Here is a 17,743-nt window from a genome sequence, read left to right on the forward strand (position 1 = left end):
GACGTGGTGAACAGCAGGTGCACGTCGGCGTGCCCGCGGCGCGGGGGCCGGGCCCGGATCAGGACAGGTCGTGCCCGTGCGGGACCTTCGCGGTGTCGAGCCGGGCGGCCATCAGCGAGCCCTGCGCGGCGCGCAGCTCCGCCCGCTCCGCCCGGGTCCGCATCCCGTTGACCGCCTCGGTGCTGCGGGCGTAACCGGCGACGACGTCGGCCAGGCCCTTGGTGTTGAGCTTGAGCGCCCGCCGGTCGACGTTGCCCAGGTCATCGCCCGCGGTGTGGTAGTGCGGGTCGTAGGACTCCCCGGCGGTGCCGCCCCACAGGGCCGCCTCCTCCTCGGTCTTGACCCCTTCGGCCCCGGTGAACAGACCGCCCGCCGGGATGCCGACCGCGATGAACTCGCCGTAGTCGGAACGGCCGTTGAAGTCGGTGCCGCGCAGCTCCACGCCGCGCCGCGCCATCGCGTCGATGAAGTCCTGCTCGATCTGCGCCGAGCCGTAGGGGCCCTCACCCGCGCCGACCCCGTCGGAGTCGTCGCCGTCGAAGGTGAAGTAGCCGGCGTTCGGCGAGCCGATCATGTCGAAGTTCAGGTACAGCGCGATGTCGAGCTGCTGCTCGAAGCTCAACCCCTGCACGTACTTCGTGGAGCCGACCAGACCGGACTCCTCGGCACCCCACCAGGCGAACCGCACCGCGTTGTGCACGTCCGGGCTGCCGCCCATCTCCAGCGCGGCGGCCAGCAGCCCGGCGCTGCCGGTGCCGTTGTCGTTGATGCCCGCGCCGTCCGGCACGCTGTCCAGGTGGGCCCCGGCCATCACCACGTTGTCGGTGCGGCCGGTCCGGGTCTGGGCCAGGACGTTGCGGGTGGTCACCGACTCCAGCCGGGACTGCACGTCGACGGTCACCTCGGTGCCCGCCCGCCCGGCGAGCTGCTCGCCGACCTGCCGGGTCACCCCGGCCGTCGGGATGGTGGCCGCCGCCGGGTCGCCGAGGGTGCCGTTGAGCGGGCCGTCGACGTTGTTGTAGACGATCGCGGCCTCGGCGCCCAGCTCGGAGGCCACCCGGGCCTTCTCGGAGAAGTTGCACGCCCCGCGCTGCACCAGCACGACGGTGCCCGCGAGATCGGTGCCCGCGTAGTCGGCGGCCTCGCAGCCCGGCGTGTCGTCCACCGGCGCGACCGACAGCGGCGCCGTCACGCCGCCGGGCGGGGTCGCCGGGGAGTACTCCAGCGCGTCGCCCTCCACCGGCTGCCCACCGGCGCTCAGCGCGAACGAATCGAGGAAGTACGCCTGGTAGCTGAACTCCGGCGTGCTCACGTCGAAACCGGCCGCCCGGAGCTTGCCCGCCACGTAGTCCACGCTCGCCTCGTAGCCGGGATGCCCGGAGGCGCGGTTGCCGTGGATGTCGGCGATCCGCTGGAACGCGATCAGGTGACGGTTGACCTCGTTGACGCCGATCCGGTCGCCGAGCTCCCGGTCCGGTGCCGCGGCGGCCGGGGCCGCGGCCCCCAGCACGGCGACGAGTGCGATCGCCGTGGCGGCGCTACGACGGGATCTGATGGTTCGAAGACTCATCGTGCTCCCCGATTCGGGTGGGTTCTGTGGTGGTCGTCAGCCTTGGCAAGGTCACGCAGCGGCGTCAAGCACTTACCCGGAAGAGTTATTTTTCGGGAACCGATTCCCGTTTTTGCCGGTTTGGGCGATCTCTCGGAGTCTGCTCCTGACGCGCCGCGCCCGCCATCCCGCCGCGGCGCATTACGGTCGGGGCATGTACGCGATCGCGATCCGAGAGCCGGGCGAGCCGGACGTTCTGGAGTGGACCGAGCACCCCGACCCGCGACCGGGTCCGGGCGAGGTGCTGATCGACGTGGCCGCCAGCGCGGTCAACCGCGCCGACCTCAACCAGCGGCAGGGCAACTACCCGCCGCCGAAGGGCGCCAGCGAGATCCCCGGCCTGGAGTGCTCCGGCACCGTCGCCGAGCTCGGCGCCGACGTCACCGGCTGGCAGGTCGGCGACGAGGTCTGCGCGCTGCTCGCCGGCGGCGGCTACGCCGAGCGGGTCGCCGTCCCGGCCGCGCAGGTGCTGCCCAAGCCCACCGGGGTGGACCTCGTCGAGGCCGCGGGCATCCCGGAGGTCGCCTGCACCGTGTGGTCCAACGTCGTGATGGAGGCCGGGCTCGCCGACGGGCAGCTCCTGCTGGTGCACGGCGGTTCCGGCGGGATCGGCACCTGCGCCATCCAGATCGGCCGCGCGCTGGGCGCCCGGGTGGCCGCCACCGCCGGTTCCGCGGACAGCCTCCGGCTCTGCCGGGAGCTCGGCGCCGACCCGGCGATCAGCTACCGCGACGAGGACTTCGTCGCCGTGGTCAAGGAGCTCGGCGGGGCGGACGTCGTCCTGGACAACATGGGCGCGGCCTACCTCGACCGCAACCTCTCCGCGCTGGCCCCCGACGGGCACCTCGCGGTGATCGGGATGCAGGGCGGGCGCAAGACCGAGCTCGACATGGGCAAGATGCTGGTCAAGCGGCTGCGGATGTCGGCGCTCGGGCTGCGCGGCCGTCCCCTCGGCGGACCGCAGGGCAAGGCCACCATCGTCGCCGACGTGCGCAACCGGCTGTGGCCGCTGGTCGAGTCCGGCCAGGTGCGCACCCTGGTGCACGACCGCATCCCGATGGCCGAAGCCGCCCGGGCCCACGCCACCCTCGAAGCCGGCGGCGTCCACGGCAAGATCCTGCTCGTCCGCTGATCACCCGTTCGGGACGTGAGTGAGGGGCACCCTTGACCAAGTTACTGGGGCAAGGGTGCCCCTCACCTGGAAAAAGTTCACCCTGACGTGGGCGCGGACCCGGGCGTGGGCGCGGGGACGGCTCGGCTCAGGCTAGTTCGGCTACCGCTCTGAGGAGTTCCTCGACCTCGTGGGCGTTGGTGTAGTGGGCCAGGCCGACGCGCACCGCGCCGCCGACCTCGCCGACGCCGAGCACGGCGAACACGCCGTGGGTGCCCGGGTCGGCGAAGGCGCAGACGCCCCGGTCGGCCAGGTGCTCGACGGCGTCCTCCGCCTTGACGCCGTTGATGGTGAACGCCATCGAGGGCACCCGGCGCATCGCGTCGCCGATGACCATGACATGACCCATCCGGCGGAGGCCGCTGGTGAGGTGGGCGAGCAGGCCCGCCTGGTAGGACTTGACCGACCCCATCGAGGTGAGCAGCCGCTCGCGGCGCGGGCCGAGCGCGGCGTCGTCCAGGCCCGCCAGGTAGTCGACGGAGGCCACCAGCCCCGCCAGGTGCGCGTAGGCGTGCGGGCCCAGCTCGAAGCGCTCCGCCCCCCGCGCGCCCGCCTCCAGCGCCACCGACGGGAGCTGGTCGAGCATCGCGGGGTTGCGGAAGGCCAGCGCGCCGACCGGCGGCCCGCCCCAGGACGTCGCGTTGACCGCCACCACGTCGGCGCCCATCGAGGTGATGTCCACCGGCACGAACGGCGCGGCGGCGGAGGCGTCCACCACGACCAGCGCGCCGTGCTCGGCGGCGGCCGCCGCGGCCGGGCGCACGTCCGGGCGGGTGCCGACCGACCCGGAGGCCGCGGTCAGCGCCACCACCTTGGTGCGCGGGGTGATCAGGTCCTGGTACTGCCAGGTGGGCAGCTCGCAGGTCTCGATGTCGACCTCGGCCCACCGGACGCTGCTGCCGGAGCGCTGCGCGGCGCGCTGCCAGGGCGCCACGTTGGCCGGGTGGTCCAGGCGGGAGACGATCACGTCGTCGCCGATCATCCAGCCGTCCCCGAGCGCGTCGGCGAGCCGTTGCAGCAGCACGGCCGAGCTCGGGCCGAGCACCACCCCGGCCGGGCTGGCCCCCACCAGGTCGGCGATGGCCCGACGGGCGGCCTCCACGATGGCCTCGGCGCGCTGCGACGCGGGGAAGACCCCGCCCGGCCCGGAGACCGGCGCGCGCATCGCGGTCGACACCGCGGTGGCGACCTGCTCGGGAACCTGCATGCCCGCCGGGGCGTCGAGGTGCACCCACCCGTCGCCGAGCGCGGGGAACAATCCGCGGACCGCAGCGACGTCGAACGCCATGAGTCCACCGTACGGAGCCGCACCCCCGATCTCGCCGCCGGGTGGTCTCTATCGCATCACGGATCGGCGACGGCCCCGTGCGACACGCGAGGGCGTCCCAGGCTCCCGCCGCGCGCGCCCACGCGCCAGGATGGAGGCATGAACGGCGATCGGAACGAGGAGAAGCCCTCGGTGTTCGTGGTCGGCGAGGACGGCTCGCCGGTCGGTGCGGCCTCGGGCGAGGGCGCGGAGCACGGCGAGGCCATCGGGGACCTGGTCGAGCAGCCCGCCAAGGTGATGCGGATCGGCACGATGATCAAGCAACTGCTGGAGGAGGTGCGGGCGGCGCCGCTGGACGAGGCCAGCCGCAGCAGGCTCAAGGAGATCCACCAGTCCTCGATCAAGGAGCTGGAGCAGGGCCTGGCGCCCGAGCTGATCGAGGAGCTGGAGCGGCTGTCGCTGCCCTTCGCCCAGGACACGCCGTCCGAGGCGGAGCTGCGGATCGCCCAGGCCCAGCTCGTCGGCTGGCTGGAGGGCCTGTTCCACGGGATGCAGACCGCGCTGTTCGCGCAGCAGATGGCGGCCCGGGCGCAGCTGGAGCAGATGCGCCGTGGGCTCCCGGCGGGCAGCGGGGAGTCGGAGCCCCCGCAGCGCGGCGGCCAGTACCTCTGAGCCCGCGCGCCCGCCCGCACCCCCGGGAACGGCCTCGGGGGTGGGCGCGGCACCGCCCGGGGCACCCCCGGCCCGGCCGCCACGGGGGGTCGCGCCCGTTTTGCGGCAAACCCGCATCGAGTGACGCCCAGCCCTCTGCTGCCTACCGACGGTCGGTACTCTGACGCACTGTGCAGGCCACGAGCACGCTAGACCGACCGTCCGCGCCGGCTGAGAGTTCGTCGCGGAGCTGGCGCAAAGCGTTCAAGGACATCACTGAGGGCCTCTCGCAGCGGCAGTTGTGGGCGCACCTCGGTTGGCAGGACATCAAGCAGCGGTACCGGCGCTCCGTGCTGGGCCCGTTGTGGATCACGATCGGCATGGGCGTCACCGCCGCCGGTCTCGGCATCATGTACTCGACGATCTTCGGGCAGGACCCGAGCGAATACGTCCCGTACATGACCACCGGGTTCATGATCTGGTACTTCATCCAGGGCTGCCTGACCGCGGGCACCGAGGTCTTCATCCGCAACGAGGGCCTGATCAAGCAGCTCCCGGCGCCGATCACCGTGCACGTGCTGCGCACCGTGTGGCGGGAGTTCCTGCTCTTCCTGCACAACCTGGTCGTCTACCTGGCGATCCTGGCGATCTTCCTGCCGCCGGTGAACTGGACCCTGGTGCTGATGGTGCCGGGCCTGGCCCTGCTGCTGTTCAACGGCGGCTGGGTGATCATGCTGCTGGGCGTGGCGAGCACCCGGTTCCGGGACATCCCGCCGGTGGTCACCAGCTTCATGCAGCTGCTGTTCTTCATGTCGCCGATCGTCTGGCCGATCGAGCTGCTGGAGCAGAACGCCGGGCCGCGGGCCGCGCTGGCCCAGATCAACCCGATCTACCACTTCGTGGAGATCCTGCGGGCCCCGATGCTCGGCGAGCCGATCGCGTGGCACCACTGGTACGTGGTCATCGGCTTCACCGTCGGCGGCTGGCTGCTGGCGCTGCTGGTCCTGCGCAACTACCGCGCGCGCGTCGCGTACTGGGTCTGAGCGGGGAGGCTGAGAGACTCATGGTGAGCATCGACGTCTGGAACGCGGCGGTCGACTTCCCGATCTTCGACGCGAAGTCCCGTTCGATGAAGAAGGCCGTGCTCGGCAGGGCGGGCGGCCGGATCGGCACCGACAGCAAGGTACCGATCATCGAGGCCCTGCACGACATCGACCTGTCGCTCAAGCACGGCGACCGGGTGGCGCTCGTCGGCCACAACGGCGCCGGGAAGTCCACGCTGCTGCGCCTGCTCGCGGGCATCTACGAGCCGACCCGGGGCAGCGCCCGGGTGGTCGGCAAGGTGGCGCCGGTGTTCGACCTCGGCGTCGGGATGGACCCGGAGATCTCCGGTTACGAGAACATCATCATCCGCGGGCTGTTCCTCGGCATGAACCGCAAGCAGATGGAAGACCGGATGGACGAGATCGCCGAGTTCACCGAGCTCGGCGACTACCTGTCGATGCCGCTGCGCACCTACTCCACCGGGATGCGGGTGCGGCTGGCGATCGGCGTGGTCACCTCCATCGACCCGGAGATCCTGATCCTGGACGAGGGCATCGGCGCGGTCGACGCCGACTTCCTGGAGAAGGCCCGCACCAGGTTGCACGACCTGGTCAAGCGCTCCGGCATCCTGGTGTTCGCCTCGCACTCCGACGAGTTCCTGGTCGAGCTGTGCGACACCGCGCTGTGGATGGACAAGGGCAGCATCAAGGAGCAGGGGCCGCTGCGCACCGTGCTGACCCACTACAAGGGCTACGACCCCTTCGAGAACCTCAGCCAGGAAACCCTGGCCCGGATCGGCGAGTCCGCGGCCACGATCGGGAGCAACGAGAGCCCATGAACGCAGACTCCGCCCAGCAGCTTCCCGCCGGCTCCGTGGTCGCGGTGATCGTCACCAGACATCGGCGCGAGCTGCTGGCCGAGTCGTTGAAGGTGATCGCCACGCAGACCCGCCTGCCCGATCACCTCGTGGTCGTGGACAACGGCCCGGACCAGTCGGCCCGCGACGTGGTGGCCGACTGCCCGATCCCGTCGACCTACCTGCCCTCGCAGCGCAACCTCGGCGGCGCGGGCGGGTTCGCGCTGGGGATGCTGCACGCGCTGTCGATCGGCGCCGAATGGGTGTGGCTGGGCGACGACGACGGCCGCCCGGCCGACGAGCAGGCGCTGGAAACCCTGCTGGAGGTCGCCGAGAAGCGCCGGCTGGCCGCCGTGTCGCCGGTCGTGGTCAACATCGACACCCCGGACGTGCTGGCCTTCCCGCTGCGCCGCGGGCTCACCTGGAAGCGCCGGGTGAGCGAGCTCGGCGAGGGCGACTTCCTGCCCGGGATCGCCTCGTTCTTCAACGGCGCGCTGTTCCGCGCCGCCACGCTGGACGTGGTGGGCGTGCCGGACTACCGGCTGTTCTTCCGGGGCGACGAGGTGGAGCTGCACCGCCGGGTGGTGCGCTCCGGGCTGCCGTTCGGCACCACCTTCCGCACCCGCTTCCTGCACCCGGACGGCTCCGCGGAGTTCAAGCCGATGCTCGGCGGCCGGTTCCACGCCCAGGACCCCTCCGACGACACCAAGCGCTACTACACCTACCGCAACCGCGGGTACCTGCTGTCCCAGCCCGGGATGCGCAAGATCGGCGCCCTGGAGGTGCTGCGGTTCGGGCTGTACTTCGTGGGGCAGCGCAAGGACCCGAAGGCTTTCCGCGAGTGGTTGAGGTTGCTGAGGCAAGGACAAAAGGAACACTTCTTCCGTCGTTAGGGCGGTGTTGTGGTCCGGTTGCGTAGGGGTGCCGGTGGCGGAACCTCAGCGGCCTTCTCGCTCCGGGCGCCCTTCCTCATGTACAAACGCGTACACAGCGTCAGGGCGTCCTCGCGAGAAGACCGCTGAGAACCCGCGGCGGTGCAAGTTGCTTAGGTGGGGTGAAGCGAAAGCGGCTTCGCCGCTTGCCTGACGAGGGTCCCGTTCGGCGCGTGCGTGGGGTGGAAGCGGCTTCGCCGCTTGCCTGATGGTCGGTTGGCGTGTGCTTGGCTTTGCCGGTTGTGGGGCTTCCTCTGTGGACTGGTGCTCGGGGTGCGGGTGGGTCTACGGGGTGTTTCCGGGAGATCACTGCGCGGTCTCGGGATGCTGAGACCCGCCTGAGAGGCTGCTGAGTTGCCTGCTCACAGCCCTCGTGTCGCGGGCCGTCGGCGGCGGTACGGAATGCGCCGGAAGGCCCCGGACCTGGGGATACTATTCTCGCCTGCGTGCTCAACGGCCACGGAGATAACCGCCGATCGGGCGATGACGACATGGCATCGAACGACGATCCGGCATCCACCGGAACGACACCGCGCCCGTCGGCGACGCGGCTGAAGGTCTTCGCGTCGGTGCTGGGACTGCTCGGAACGGTCCTCGCGCTGTCGATCCCGTTCCTCCCGGTCCACCACGACATCACCACGTTGCGGTGGCCGACCGCCGAAGGCACCAAGTCGGTCTCCGCGCCGCTGGTCGCCTACTCCCCGGTGTGGCTCGACGCCGAGGTGCCCTGCGCCGCGGCGCGCAGCCTCGACGAGCGCACCGAGGGACCGGCCGTGCTGCTGAGCACCAACCCGCCGTCCTCGGACTACGGCCACCTCACCGGGCTGATCCTGCAGGTCGACGGCGGGCAGCTCACCATGATGAACAAGGGCCAGCAGGTCGGCACCGTGCCCTTGGCCGCGGGCGACTGCACGATCTCGGTGCACTCCGACGGCTACGGCTTCAAGGCCAGCGTCGGCGACCAGTCGCTCGCCAACTTCGCCGGTGACGCCCGCCCGCAGGTCACCGGCATCTACTCCGCGCTGGACGAGAACATCGACCCGGTCAGCGGGCTGTCCTTCGAGGCCCGCGTCGACAACCGCTACGAGAGCTACCCGACCGCGCTGAAGGTGGCCGCCATCGTGCTGGCCATCGCCGCCTTCATCGGCTCCGTGGTGTGCCTGCGGCGGCTGGACGTGCGCGCCGGGCGGCGCCCCCCGAAGCTGGTGCCCGCGGGCTGGTGGAAGCCCACGTTCCGCGACATAGCGGTCATCGGCGCCCTCGCCGTCTGGTGGATCATCGGCGCGATGACCTCGGACGACGGGTACATCCTGAACATCGCCCGAGCGCGCGAGAGCGCGGGGTACGTCAGCAACTACTACCGCTGGTTCGCCGTCCCCGAAGCCCCGTTCGGGTGGTTCTACGAGCTCTACGCGCTGTGGGTGCAGGTCTCCACCTCGGTACCGTGGGTGCGGCTGCCCGCGCTGCTCATGGGCATCGTGTCCTGGCTGCTGCTCAGCCGCGAGGTGCTGCCCCGGCTCGGCCAGCAGGTGCGGCGCAGCAACGCCGCCGGGTGGGCCGCCGCCGCCGTCTTCCTGGCGTTCTGGCTGCCCTACAACAACGGCCTGCGCCCCGAGCCGGTCGTGGTGCTGTTCTCGCTGCTGGCGCTCTGCGCGGTGGAGCGCGCGGTGGCCACCGGCCGGCTGATGCCCGCCGCGCTCGGCCTGGTGGTGGCGGCGCTGTCGGTCGGCGCCAACCCGCACGGCCTGGTGTCGGTGCTGCCGTTCGTCGCCGCGATCAAGCCGCTGTTCCTGCTGGTGCGCAAACGCGCCCAGGAGTTCAGCTGGACATCGGTGCTGGCGCCGATCTCGGCCTCCGGGTTCGTGATCCTCACCGTGGTGTTCGCCGACCAGACCTGGCAGTCGGTCATGGACGCCACCGACCTGCGCACCGACCTCGGCCCCAGCCAGAGCTGGTACGAGGAGCTGAGCCGCTACAGCCTGCTGTTCAGCCCCACCGCCGACGGCTCCATGACGCGCCGCTTCCCGGTGCTGCTGGTGATCCTGTGCCTGGCGGTGTGCGCGGTGGTGCTGCTGCGCCGGGGCCGCATCCGGGGCGCCGCGCTCGGCCCGAGCCGGCGGCTGCTGGCGATCACCGCGCTGTCCTTCGTCGTGCTGATCATGACCCCGACCAAGTGGTCGCACCACTTCGGGATCTACGCCGCGATGGGCGGGGCGCTGGCCGCGCTGACCGCGCTGGCCACCAGCAGCACGGTGCTGCGGTCCAGGCGCAACCGGGCGATCTTCTTCGCCGGGCTGATGATGATCCTGGCCTTCGCCGCCACCGGGCCCAACGCCTGGTGGTACGTGTCCGGCTGGGGCGTGCCGTGGTTCGACAAGGCACCGCAGCTGTCCGGCTACCACTTCAGCACGCTGTTCCTGGTGGTCGCGGCCATCGCGCTGATCGTGGCGTTCGTCGAGCACCTGCGCATCGACGAGAACAACCCGAAGGTCGTCGACGAGCGACCGCTGGAGAAGCGCAGCCGGGCGCTGCGGCTGGGCACCGCCCCGCTGTCGATCCTCTGCGCGCTGCTGGTGGTGTTCGAGCTCGCCAACTTCGGCAAGGTCATCCAGGAGCAGTGGGGCAGCTACAGCCTCGGCGCGGACAACATCAAGCAGCTCGTCGGGTCGAGCTGCGGGCTGTCCGACTACATCTACGTGGAGACCAACCCGCAGAGCGGGATGCTGCGGGTCGCCCCGGAGCAGCCGGCCACGGCCGCGCCGTCCCGGGACCCCGACATCGGGATGCCGCCCGAGCGGCTGGAGGGCCGGGAGAACGCCGACGAGTACCTCGGCGCCAAGCTGGTCGGCTTCAACCGGCCCGGCCTGCCGCCGGGCGACGGCTCCGACCCGCAGGAACCCGACTGGAAGCCGCCGCACCAGTTCGGCACCGACGACGCGCCGGTGTGGGGCAGCTACGACCCGGCCGGCGCGGGCACCGGTGAGCTGCGCACCCAGTGGTACGAGCTGCCGGAGCGGGCGATCAACGGCGAGGTGCCGATCGTGCTGTCGCTGGCGGGCGCCGAGCTGGGCGCCAACTCGCTGGCGCTGGAGTTCGGCCGGGACACCGAGGAGGGCTTCGAGGTCATCGGCAGGCACTACGTCACCCAGGGCGCCGCGCCGCCGTGGCGGGACTACCGCTACACGATCTCGGGCAAGTCCGAGGAGGCCACCAAGATGCGGGTCGTGGCCACCGACAACTCGCTGGGCCCCAACGGCTGGCTCGCGGTGAGCGCGCCGCGCGCGCCGCAACTGGTCAACATGACCGACTTCGTCGGCGACCAGACCGCCTTCGTCGAGTGGACCGCGGGGCTGGTGCACCCGTGCCTGAACATCCCGGGCATCCACAACGGCATCGCCGAGATCCCGAAGTTCCGGGTGCAGGCGGGCGCCGAGGTCCGCGACATCGGCCAGGGCTGGTCGTCGCCGGACGCGGGCGGGCCGTTCGGCTGGCTCAACGTGTCCACCAGCATGCGCGAGCTGCCGACGTACCTGCGCAACAACATCCACCGCGACTGGGGTTCGCTGTACGCGGTGGACCAGTACGAGCCCGACGCGCTGCCCGCGCAGGCCGCGATGGAGGTGCACACCGAGACGAAGTGGGGCACCTGGACGCCGGGACCGCTGACCAAGACGGTCCAGCTCCCCGGTGACGTGCCGAGCTCGGACGACCGCAACGACGTCCGCGTCTTCGAAAGCCCCGAGGAGGAGGGCACCGAGGAGTAGCCACCCGCGACTCGTCCGGCGCACCCGTCCGGGTGGTTCTCGCGGAGTGAGGGGCACCCTTGCCCAAGTTACTGGGACAAGGGTGCCCCTCACTCATCTCCCGAACGGGTGAGTCTTGCCTGGTGAGGGGCCGGGTGATGCCGGGGTTCCCCGTGCTGCTGGGGTGCCGGACGTCGGGTCGGGGTGCTGGTGCGGTGGCGCGGGGTGGGATTGCGCTGTGGGCGGATCCCGGTCCGCCGTGGGCGAACCGGGGTGTCGCGGGGAGCCCGGACGTGGTGCTCTCGGAGGATGACGAGTGAGACGCGCCCAGGACTGGTACTGCACCTCGCCGGCGTCGACCAGCCGGTGACCGTCGCGCTCGCCGCCGCGGAAGCGGAGGCGCTGCGGGACGTGCTCGCCGAGCTGATGGCGGCCGGCCAGACGAAGTCGTTGGCCACCGCCGACGGCGGGCACTTCGCGATCAACTTCGGGCACGTGGCGACGGCGCACATCGAGACGACCCGTTCGGAGTCGAACGCCTACGGGGCACCGTCGCGGCAGACCGGGTTCCGCCGGTAGCCCACCACGGCGCGGTGACGCGGCCACCCCGCTCGAGAGCGGTTTCGCCAACGATCTGCGCCGCGGCGCGGAACTCAGCGGCCTTCTCGCCCCGGGCGCCCGCCGAGGGCGTCCTCGCGGGGGGACCGCTGAGAACCGCGCGAGCTGCGTGCCACACCGCGATGCGGCTCCACCGCATCGCGGCAGGACCCTCAGTCGCGGAAGATCAGCAGCTTCAGCATCACGAAGTTGATCATCGTCCCGAGACCCTGCGCGATCACCCAGAACAGGGTGAACTGCCACGGCTCGGTGGCGTCGAAGATCTGGACCAGCGCCTCGTTCGAGCCCATGTTGACGAAGAACGTCGTGGTGTAGAGCACGGCGAAGGCACCGGCCCGGGCCTTGGTGTTGCCCTTGCTCGCGCCCTGGAAGGTGAACTTCCGGTTGATCACGTAGGACGCGGTGGTGCCCAGGATGAACGAGATCGACTTGGCCAGCCAGGACGGCCAGCCCACCGCGCCCAGCAGCAGCGAGTAGGTGCCGAAGTCGATGAGCGCGCAGCCACCGCCGATGAGCCCGAATCGGAGGAGCTGGTGCACGACGCCCAGCCGGGCGGTCTGGGTCGCAGCGGCGGGTTCGGCCACGGTCACTGATTCACCTCGGGCGGTCGGCACCACAGGGGTCCCCGGGCGAACCGGGTCCACCGGAAGTGTAGCGATGACCCACCGCACATCGCCGGAGACCGGCCGCTACCCGCCGGTACCCACCGGTCCGGCGCGGATAGACTCGGCTGGGTGGGATCGGTAAAGGACGAGCTTCAGACGCTGACCGGTTGGGGGCGCACCGCGCCCACCCGGGCGCGAGTCGTCAGCACCCCGGACGTCGAGGAGATCGCGCGGGCGGTCCGCGAAGCCGGTGACCGGGGCGTCATCGCCCGCGGTCTCGGGCGCAGCTACGGCGACCCGTCGCAGAACGCCGGCGGCACGGTCATCGACATGACCGCGCTGGACCGCGTGCACAAGATCGACGTGGACGAGGCCACCGTGGTGGTCGACGCCGGTGTGTCGCTGGACACCCTGATGCGGCGGCTGCTGCCCTACGGCCTGTGGATCCCGGTGCTGCCGGGCACCCGCCAGGTCACCATCGGCGGCGCCATCGGCTCGGACATCCACGGCAAGAACCACCACTCGCAGGGCTCGTTCGGCAGCCACGTGCTCGCGCTCGACCTGCTCACCGCCGACGGCCAGGTGCACAGCCTCACCCCGCGGGGCGAGGGCGCCGAGCTGTTCTGGGCGACCGTCGGCGGGATGGGCCTGACCGGCATCATCCTCAGCGCGACGATCCAGCTCAAGCGCGTCGAGACGGCCTACTTCGTGGTCGACAACGTCCGGACCAAGAACCTGGACGAGCTGATCGAGCACTTCACCGACGGCTCCGACCAGAACTACGTCTACTCGGTGGCCTGGTTCGACTCGCTGGCCCGCGGCGACCAGATGGGCCGCGCGCTGCTCACCCGGGGCAACTCCGCGAAGCTGGAGGACCTGCCGAAGAAGCTGCGCAAGGACCCGCTGAAGTTCAACGCCCCGCAGCTCATGACCGCGCCGCCGGTGTTCCCGAACGGCCTGGTCAACAAGTACACCATCACCGCGTTCAACGAGGTCTGGTACCGCAAGGCGCCGACGAAGTACGGCGCGGTGCAGAACATCACCCAGTTCTTCCACCCGCTCGACCTGGTCGGCGAGTGGAACCGGATCTACGGCCCGAACGGGTTCCTCCAGTACCAGTTCATGGTGCCGTTCGGCCAGGAGGACATGTTCCGGCGCTCGATCGACAAGATCAGCGCGTCCGGCCACGCGTCGTTCCTCAACGTGCTCAAGACCTTCGGCCCGGGCAACCAGGCGCCGCTGTCCTTCCCCCGCGAGGGCTGGACGCTCACCGTCGACATCCCGATCACCCCCGGGCTGGACCGGCTCTGCCAGGAGCTCGACGAGATGGTGCTGCACGCGGACGGGCGGCTGTACCTGGCCAAGGAATCCCGCACCAACGCCGAGATGATCGAGCGGATGTACCCGCAGATCGACCGGTGGCGCGAGGTCCGCGCCGCGGTCGACCCGGCCGGGGTGTTCCGCTCCGACCTGGCCCGGAGGCTGAACCTGTGACGACGACCGTCCGGAACCTGACCGGCTGGGCCCGCACCGCGCCCTCCCGGGCGCGGGTGCTCAGCACCACCGACCTCGACGAGATCGCCCGCGCCGTGCGCGAGGCCGACGAGCGCGGGGTCGTCGCCCGCGGCCTGGGCCGCAGCTACGGCGACGTCGCGCAGAACGCCGGCGGCGTGGTCATCGACATGACGCGGCTGACCCGGATCCACGAGATCGACCCGGACACCGCGATCGTGGACGTGGACGCCGGGGTCAGCCTGGACCAGCTGATGAAGGCGGCGCTGCCGCACGGCCTGTGGGTCCCGGTGCTGCCGGGCACCCGCCAGGTGACCATCGGCGGCGCGATCGCCAACGACATCCACGGCAAGAACCACCACAGCGCGGGCAGCTTCGGCAACCACGTGCTGTCGATGGAGCTGCTCACCGCCGACGGCCAGGTGCGCACCGTGACCCCGGACGGCCCGGAGTCCGAGCTGTTCTGGGCCACCGTCGCGGGGGTCGGGCTGACCGGCATCGTGCTCCGGGCGAAGATCCGGATGACCCGGACGGAAACCGCCTACTTCCTCGCGGACGTGGACCGGACGGCCGATCTGGACGAGACGATCGCGCTGTTCGACGACGGCTCCGACGACAGGTACACCTACTCCTCGGCGTGGTTCGACTCGATCTCCACCGGCCCGAAGCTGGGCCGCGCCGCGTTCGGCCGGGGCTCGCTCGCCACGGTCGACCAGCTACCGCCGAAGCTGCGCGCGAATCCGCTCAAGTTCGACGCCCCGCAGCTGCTGACGCTGCCGGACGTGTTCCCGCCGCGGCTGGGCAACAAGCTGACGTTCAGCGCGATCGGTGAGCTGTACTACCGGAAGACCCCGAAGCGCGGCCGCGGCCTGATCCAGAACATCAGCGGCTTCTACCACATGCTCGACCTCGTCGGCGAGTGGAACCGGGCGTACGGCTCGCAGGGCTTCGCGCAGTACCAGTTCTCCGTGCCCTACGGCAAGGAGGAGGACCTCAAGCGGATCATCCGCCGGATCGCGCACTCCGGGCACGTCTCGTTCCTCAACGTCATCAAGAAGATGGGCGAGGGCAACCGGGCCCCGCTGTCCTACCCGCACCCGGGTTGGATGGTGTGCCTGGACTTCCCGATCGTGGACGGGCTGGGCCGGTTCTGCACCGAGCTGGACGAGGACGTCCTGGCGCTCGGCGGTCGGCTGTACACCGCGAAGGATTCGCGGACCGCGGCGGAGACGTTCCACCGGATGTACCCGCGCGTCGAGGAATTCCGCAAGATCCGCCAATCCGTTGACCCCGAAGGCATTTTCGCCTCAGACATGAGCCGGAGGCTTGAGCTGTGATTGACGCCGTTGGAAACCCGCAGTCCTTGCTCGTCCTCGGTGGGACCTCCGACATCGCCCTGGCCACGGCCGAGAAGTACGCCGCGCAGCGCCCGCTGCGGATCGTGCTGGCCGCCCGCGGGTCGGACCGGCTGGAGGCGGCGGCCGAGCGGCTGCGCGCCACCGGCAGCACCGTGACCACGCTGCCGTTCGACGCCCGCTCCCCGGAGACCCACGGCGAGGTGGTCGACAAGGCCTTCGCCGACGGCGACATCGACGTCACGCTGGTCGCCTTCGGCGTCCAGGGCGACAACGAGCAGGGCTGGACCGACGTGGAGGCCGCCCGCGAGGTCGCCGAGATCAACTACGTGGCGCCGATGACGCTGGGCGTCCGGCTGGTCGAGAAGCTGCGCAAGCAGGGCCACGGCCACCTGGTCGCGATGTCCTCCCCCGCCGCCGAGCGGGCCCGCCGCTCGAACTTCGTCTACGGCTCCTCGAAGGCCGGGCTGGACGCCTTCTACACCGGGCTGACCTACGCGCTGAGCGGTTCCGGCGTGCAGGTCACCGTGGTGCGGCCGAACTTCGTGCACACCAAGCTCACCGAGGGCCTCAAGCCCGCGCCGATGGCGCAGACCCCGGAGCAGGTCGCCGACGTCATCGTCGACGCCGTGCGCAAGGGCAAGGAGCAGGTGTGGGCGCCGGGCCAGATGCGCTGGGTGATGACCGTGCTCCGGCACGTCCCCCGCGCGATCTTCCGCCGCCTCCCCTTCTGAGCCCGTTCCCCGGGAACGGGCGCCGGTGGCGGCCAGACCAACCACCGCGTCACCCGAAAGTTTCGTGAGTGAGGGGCACCCTGTACCCCGTGACTTGGTACAGGGTGCCCCTCACTCATGTCCGGCCGGGGACGGGGCTCGTCCGTTCGGGTGAGGTGAACCCGGACGTGCTGCTCCAATGCAGCGAATCGGTAACAACGGGCAACCTTCCGGGCTCGCCGCGCGATCACGTGGTGGACGCGTCCGAAAGGGGAAGTTGTGAGGATCAAACGACACATGGGAGCGGTCGTCGCCGCCTCGGCGGTGCTCGCCCTGACCGCCGCTCCGGCGCTCGCCCAGGAGACCCCGGGCAGCACCGAGCCGCCGACCAGCTCGTCGGCGCCCGTCGACCCGCCCACCAGCACCACGACCGAGGAACCGGCGCCGGAGCCCACCGACCCGCCGGAGAGCTCGCAGCCCGAGGAGCCCGAGCCGACCGACCCGCCGGAGGAGCCCGAGGACCCGGAGCCGGGTGCGGGCGCCATCCAGGAGCGCTACGAGTCCCTCACCCCGGAGGAGCGCGAGCAGCTCGGCGCGCCGCAGGGCGAGGAGGTCGTGGAGGGCGACTCGCTGCGCTGGCAGGCCTACGCCAACGGCCGCTTCTACTGGACCCCGGAGCGCGGCGTCACCGCCGTCTACGGCGGGATCTACGTGCACTTCCTGTCGCTGGGCGCGCACGGCACCCTGGGCGTGCCGGTGGCCGACGAGCAGATCGGCGAGGGCGGCAGCCGCTACAGCGACTTCGACGACGACGGCGCCCTCTCGGCGATCTACTGGACCCCGGCGCACGGCGCGCACCTGATCAGCGGTCCGGTGCTGGAGCACTACCGCGCCCTCGGTGCCGACCTCGGCTTCGGCGTCCCGACCACCGACACGGCGGCCACCCCGGACAGCCGCGGCACCTACAACCACTTCGTCACGCCGTCGGGGCACGGCGCGTCGATCTACTCGACCGTCGAGACCGGCACCCACGCCGTCCAGGGCGCGATCCGGGACAAGTGGGCCGCCTCGGGCTGGGAGCAGGGCCCGCTGGGCTACCCGACCACCGACGAGACCGACGCCGGTGACGGGGTCGGCAAGTACTCGATGTTCTCCGGGGACGGCACCTACCCCGCGGGGATCGTGTGGAGCCCGGAGACCGGCGCGCACAGCGTGCAGGGCGTGATCGCGGAGCGCTACGTCGGACTGGGCGGCCCGGCCGGGATCCTCGGCTACCCGACCACCGACGAGACCGCCACGCCGGGCGGCACCGGTCGCTACAACCACTTCACCGGCACCGGCGGCGCCTCGATCTACTGGTCCGCGGGCACCGGCGCCCACGAGGTCTACGGCGGCATCCGCGCGCACTGGGCGAACCTCGGCTGGGAGCGCTCCTACCTGGGCTTCCCGATCAGCGGCGAGCACGAGGTCGAGGTCGGTCGGGCCGTGGAGTTCCAAGGAGGGATCATCACCTGGAACCGGGAGACCGGTGAGGTCGTCGACGCCCCGCGATGACACGGATCGGTAACGCGAGCAACCCGCGAGGGGGTTCGCACCGACCCTGACACGGGAAGGCACCCGGCGCGCGCCGGGTCGATGACGGGCGTCGCCCCGCGGAGTGGGGTCCG

At 71.1% G+C, this 17,743-nt stretch carries 14 protein-coding genes; 11 read left to right on the forward strand and 3 right to left on the reverse strand.

The genetic code is table 11. The features are described 5' to 3' along the window. Window positions 1-58: 58 nt before the first annotated feature. Entirely contained in the window at window positions 59-1,570 is a 1,512-nt protein-coding gene (locus tag ABD976_RS08120) for a M28 family peptidase (protein ID WP_345359694.1), read from the reverse strand. 193 nt (window positions 1,571-1,763) lie between these two features. Between ABD976_RS08120 and ABD976_RS08125 the strand changes: the two genes are divergently transcribed. Further along, entirely contained in the window at window positions 1,764-2,741 is a 978-nt protein-coding gene (locus ABD976_RS08125; RefSeq protein ID WP_345359697.1) for an NAD(P)H-quinone oxidoreductase, read from the forward strand. 127 nt (window positions 2,742-2,868) lie between these two features. Here the strand turns inward: ABD976_RS08125 and ABD976_RS08130 are convergent, their stop codons facing one another. Further along, window positions 2,869-4,068 (reverse strand): cysteine desulfurase-like protein, encoded by a 1,200-nt coding sequence (locus ABD976_RS08130; protein WP_345359700.1) that lies wholly within the window; start codon window positions 4,066-4,068, stop codon window positions 2,869-2,871. A gap of 138 nt (window positions 4,069-4,206) precedes the next feature. Here ABD976_RS08130 and ABD976_RS08135 point away from each other — a divergent pair, with 138 nt between their 5' ends. The 6 genes from ABD976_RS08135 (at window position 4,207) to ABD976_RS08160 (ending at window position 11,852) form a co-directional block, all read left to right on the forward strand. Then, a complete protein-coding gene (locus tag ABD976_RS08135) occupies window positions 4,207-4,719 on the forward strand; it encodes a bacterial proteasome activator family protein (RefSeq protein ID WP_345359703.1) in 513 nt (170 codons plus the stop codon). A gap of 170 nt (window positions 4,720-4,889) precedes the next feature. After that, window positions 4,890-5,741 (forward strand): galactan export ABC transporter permease subunit Wzm/RfbD, encoded by an 852-nt coding sequence (wzm, locus tag ABD976_RS08140; RefSeq protein WP_345359706.1) that lies wholly within the window; start codon window positions 4,890-4,892, stop codon window positions 5,739-5,741. Window positions 5,742-5,761: 20 nt separating this feature from the next. Beyond that, entirely contained in the window at window positions 5,762-6,580 is an 819-nt protein-coding gene (gene wzt / locus ABD976_RS08145; protein WP_345359709.1) for a galactan export ABC transporter ATP-binding subunit Wzt/RfbE, read from the forward strand. Continuing rightward, the gene (gene glfT1 / locus ABD976_RS08150) at window positions 6,577-7,491 is read left to right on the forward strand and encodes a galactofuranosyltransferase GlfT1 (protein ID WP_345359712.1); all 915 of its coding nucleotides are present in this window, start codon (window positions 6,577-6,579) and stop codon (window positions 7,489-7,491) included. Before wzt ends, glfT1 begins: the two co-directional genes overlap by 4 nt. Window positions 7,492-8,021: 530 nt before the next feature. Further along, entirely contained in the window at window positions 8,022-11,294 is a 3,273-nt protein-coding gene (locus tag ABD976_RS08155) for an arabinosyltransferase domain-containing protein (protein WP_345359715.1), read from the forward strand. Window positions 11,295-11,582: 288 nt separating this feature from the next. Then, complete coding sequence (locus ABD976_RS08160) at window positions 11,583-11,852, forward strand: hypothetical protein (RefSeq protein WP_345359718.1); 270 nt, start codon at window positions 11,583-11,585, stop codon at window positions 11,850-11,852. Window positions 11,853-12,043: 191 nt separating this feature from the next. Here ABD976_RS08160 and ABD976_RS08165 read toward each other — a convergent pair whose 3' ends face one another. Beyond that, window positions 12,044-12,481, reverse strand: coding sequence for a GtrA family protein (locus ABD976_RS08165; protein ID WP_345359721.1), 438 nt, complete (start codon window positions 12,479-12,481; stop codon window positions 12,044-12,046). A 144-nt stretch (window positions 12,482-12,625) separates the two neighbouring features. Between ABD976_RS08165 and dprE1 (ABD976_RS08170) the strand changes: the two genes are divergently transcribed. From dprE1 (ABD976_RS08170) to ABD976_RS08185, 4 genes are all read left to right on the forward strand, one after another. Next, window positions 12,626-13,990, forward strand: a complete 1,365-nt coding sequence (gene dprE1 / locus ABD976_RS08170; protein WP_345359724.1) for a decaprenylphosphoryl-beta-D-ribose oxidase — start codon at window positions 12,626-12,628, stop codon at window positions 13,988-13,990. Continuing rightward, window positions 13,987-15,345 (forward strand): decaprenylphosphoryl-beta-D-ribose oxidase, encoded by a 1,359-nt coding sequence (dprE1, locus tag ABD976_RS08175; RefSeq protein ID WP_345359727.1) that lies wholly within the window; start codon window positions 13,987-13,989, stop codon window positions 15,343-15,345. The genes dprE1 (ABD976_RS08170) and dprE1 (ABD976_RS08175) overlap by 4 nt, the downstream gene beginning before the upstream one ends. Further along, on the forward strand, window positions 15,342-16,097 hold the full coding sequence (gene dprE2 / locus ABD976_RS08180) for a decaprenylphospho-beta-D-erythro-pentofuranosid-2-ulose 2-reductase (RefSeq protein WP_345359730.1): 756 nt from the start codon (window positions 15,342-15,344) through the stop codon (window positions 16,095-16,097). The genes dprE1 (ABD976_RS08175) and dprE2 overlap by 4 nt, the downstream gene beginning before the upstream one ends. A gap of 276 nt (window positions 16,098-16,373) precedes the next feature. Next, window positions 16,374-17,630 carry a hypothetical protein gene (locus ABD976_RS08185; RefSeq protein WP_345359733.1) on the forward strand — a complete coding sequence of 419 codons (1,257 nt, stop codon included), beginning with the start codon at window positions 16,374-16,376 and terminating at the stop codon, window positions 17,628-17,630. Window positions 17,631-17,743: the final 113 nt, after the last annotated feature.

Origin of the sequence: Saccharopolyspora cebuensis, from assembly GCF_039542665.1 — a bacterium.
Taxonomy (GTDB): domain Bacteria; phylum Actinomycetota; class Actinomycetes; order Mycobacteriales; family Pseudonocardiaceae; genus Saccharopolyspora; species Saccharopolyspora cebuensis.

What these genes read in the sequence shown, in the direction of transcription:
- ABD976_RS08120 (WP_345359694.1), bottom strand. Translation starts at nt 1,570, where the DNA reads ATGAGTCTTCGAACCATCAGATCCCGTCGTAGCGCCGCCACGGCGATC.
- ABD976_RS08125 (WP_345359697.1), top strand. Translation starts at nt 1,764, where the DNA reads ATGTACGCGATCGCGATCCGAGAGCCGGGCGAGCCGGACGTTCTGGAG.
- ABD976_RS08130 (WP_345359700.1), bottom strand. Translation starts at nt 4,068, where the DNA reads ATGGCGTTCGACGTCGCTGCGGTCCGCGGATTGTTCCCCGCGCTCGGC.
- ABD976_RS08135 (WP_345359703.1), top strand. Translation starts at nt 4,207, where the DNA reads ATGAACGGCGATCGGAACGAGGAGAAGCCCTCGGTGTTCGTGGTCGGC.
- wzt (WP_345359709.1), top strand. Translation starts at nt 5,762, where the DNA reads ATGGTGAGCATCGACGTCTGGAACGCGGCGGTCGACTTCCCGATCTTC.
- glfT1 (WP_345359712.1), top strand. Translation starts at nt 6,577, where the DNA reads ATGAACGCAGACTCCGCCCAGCAGCTTCCCGCCGGCTCCGTGGTCGCG.
- ABD976_RS08155 (WP_345359715.1), top strand. Translation starts at nt 8,022, where the DNA reads ATGGCATCGAACGACGATCCGGCATCCACCGGAACGACACCGCGCCCG.
- ABD976_RS08160 (WP_345359718.1), top strand. Translation starts at nt 11,583, where the DNA reads ATGACGAGTGAGACGCGCCCAGGACTGGTACTGCACCTCGCCGGCGTC.
- ABD976_RS08185 (WP_345359733.1), top strand. Translation starts at nt 16,374, where the DNA reads ATGGGAGCGGTCGTCGCCGCCTCGGCGGTGCTCGCCCTGACCGCCGCT.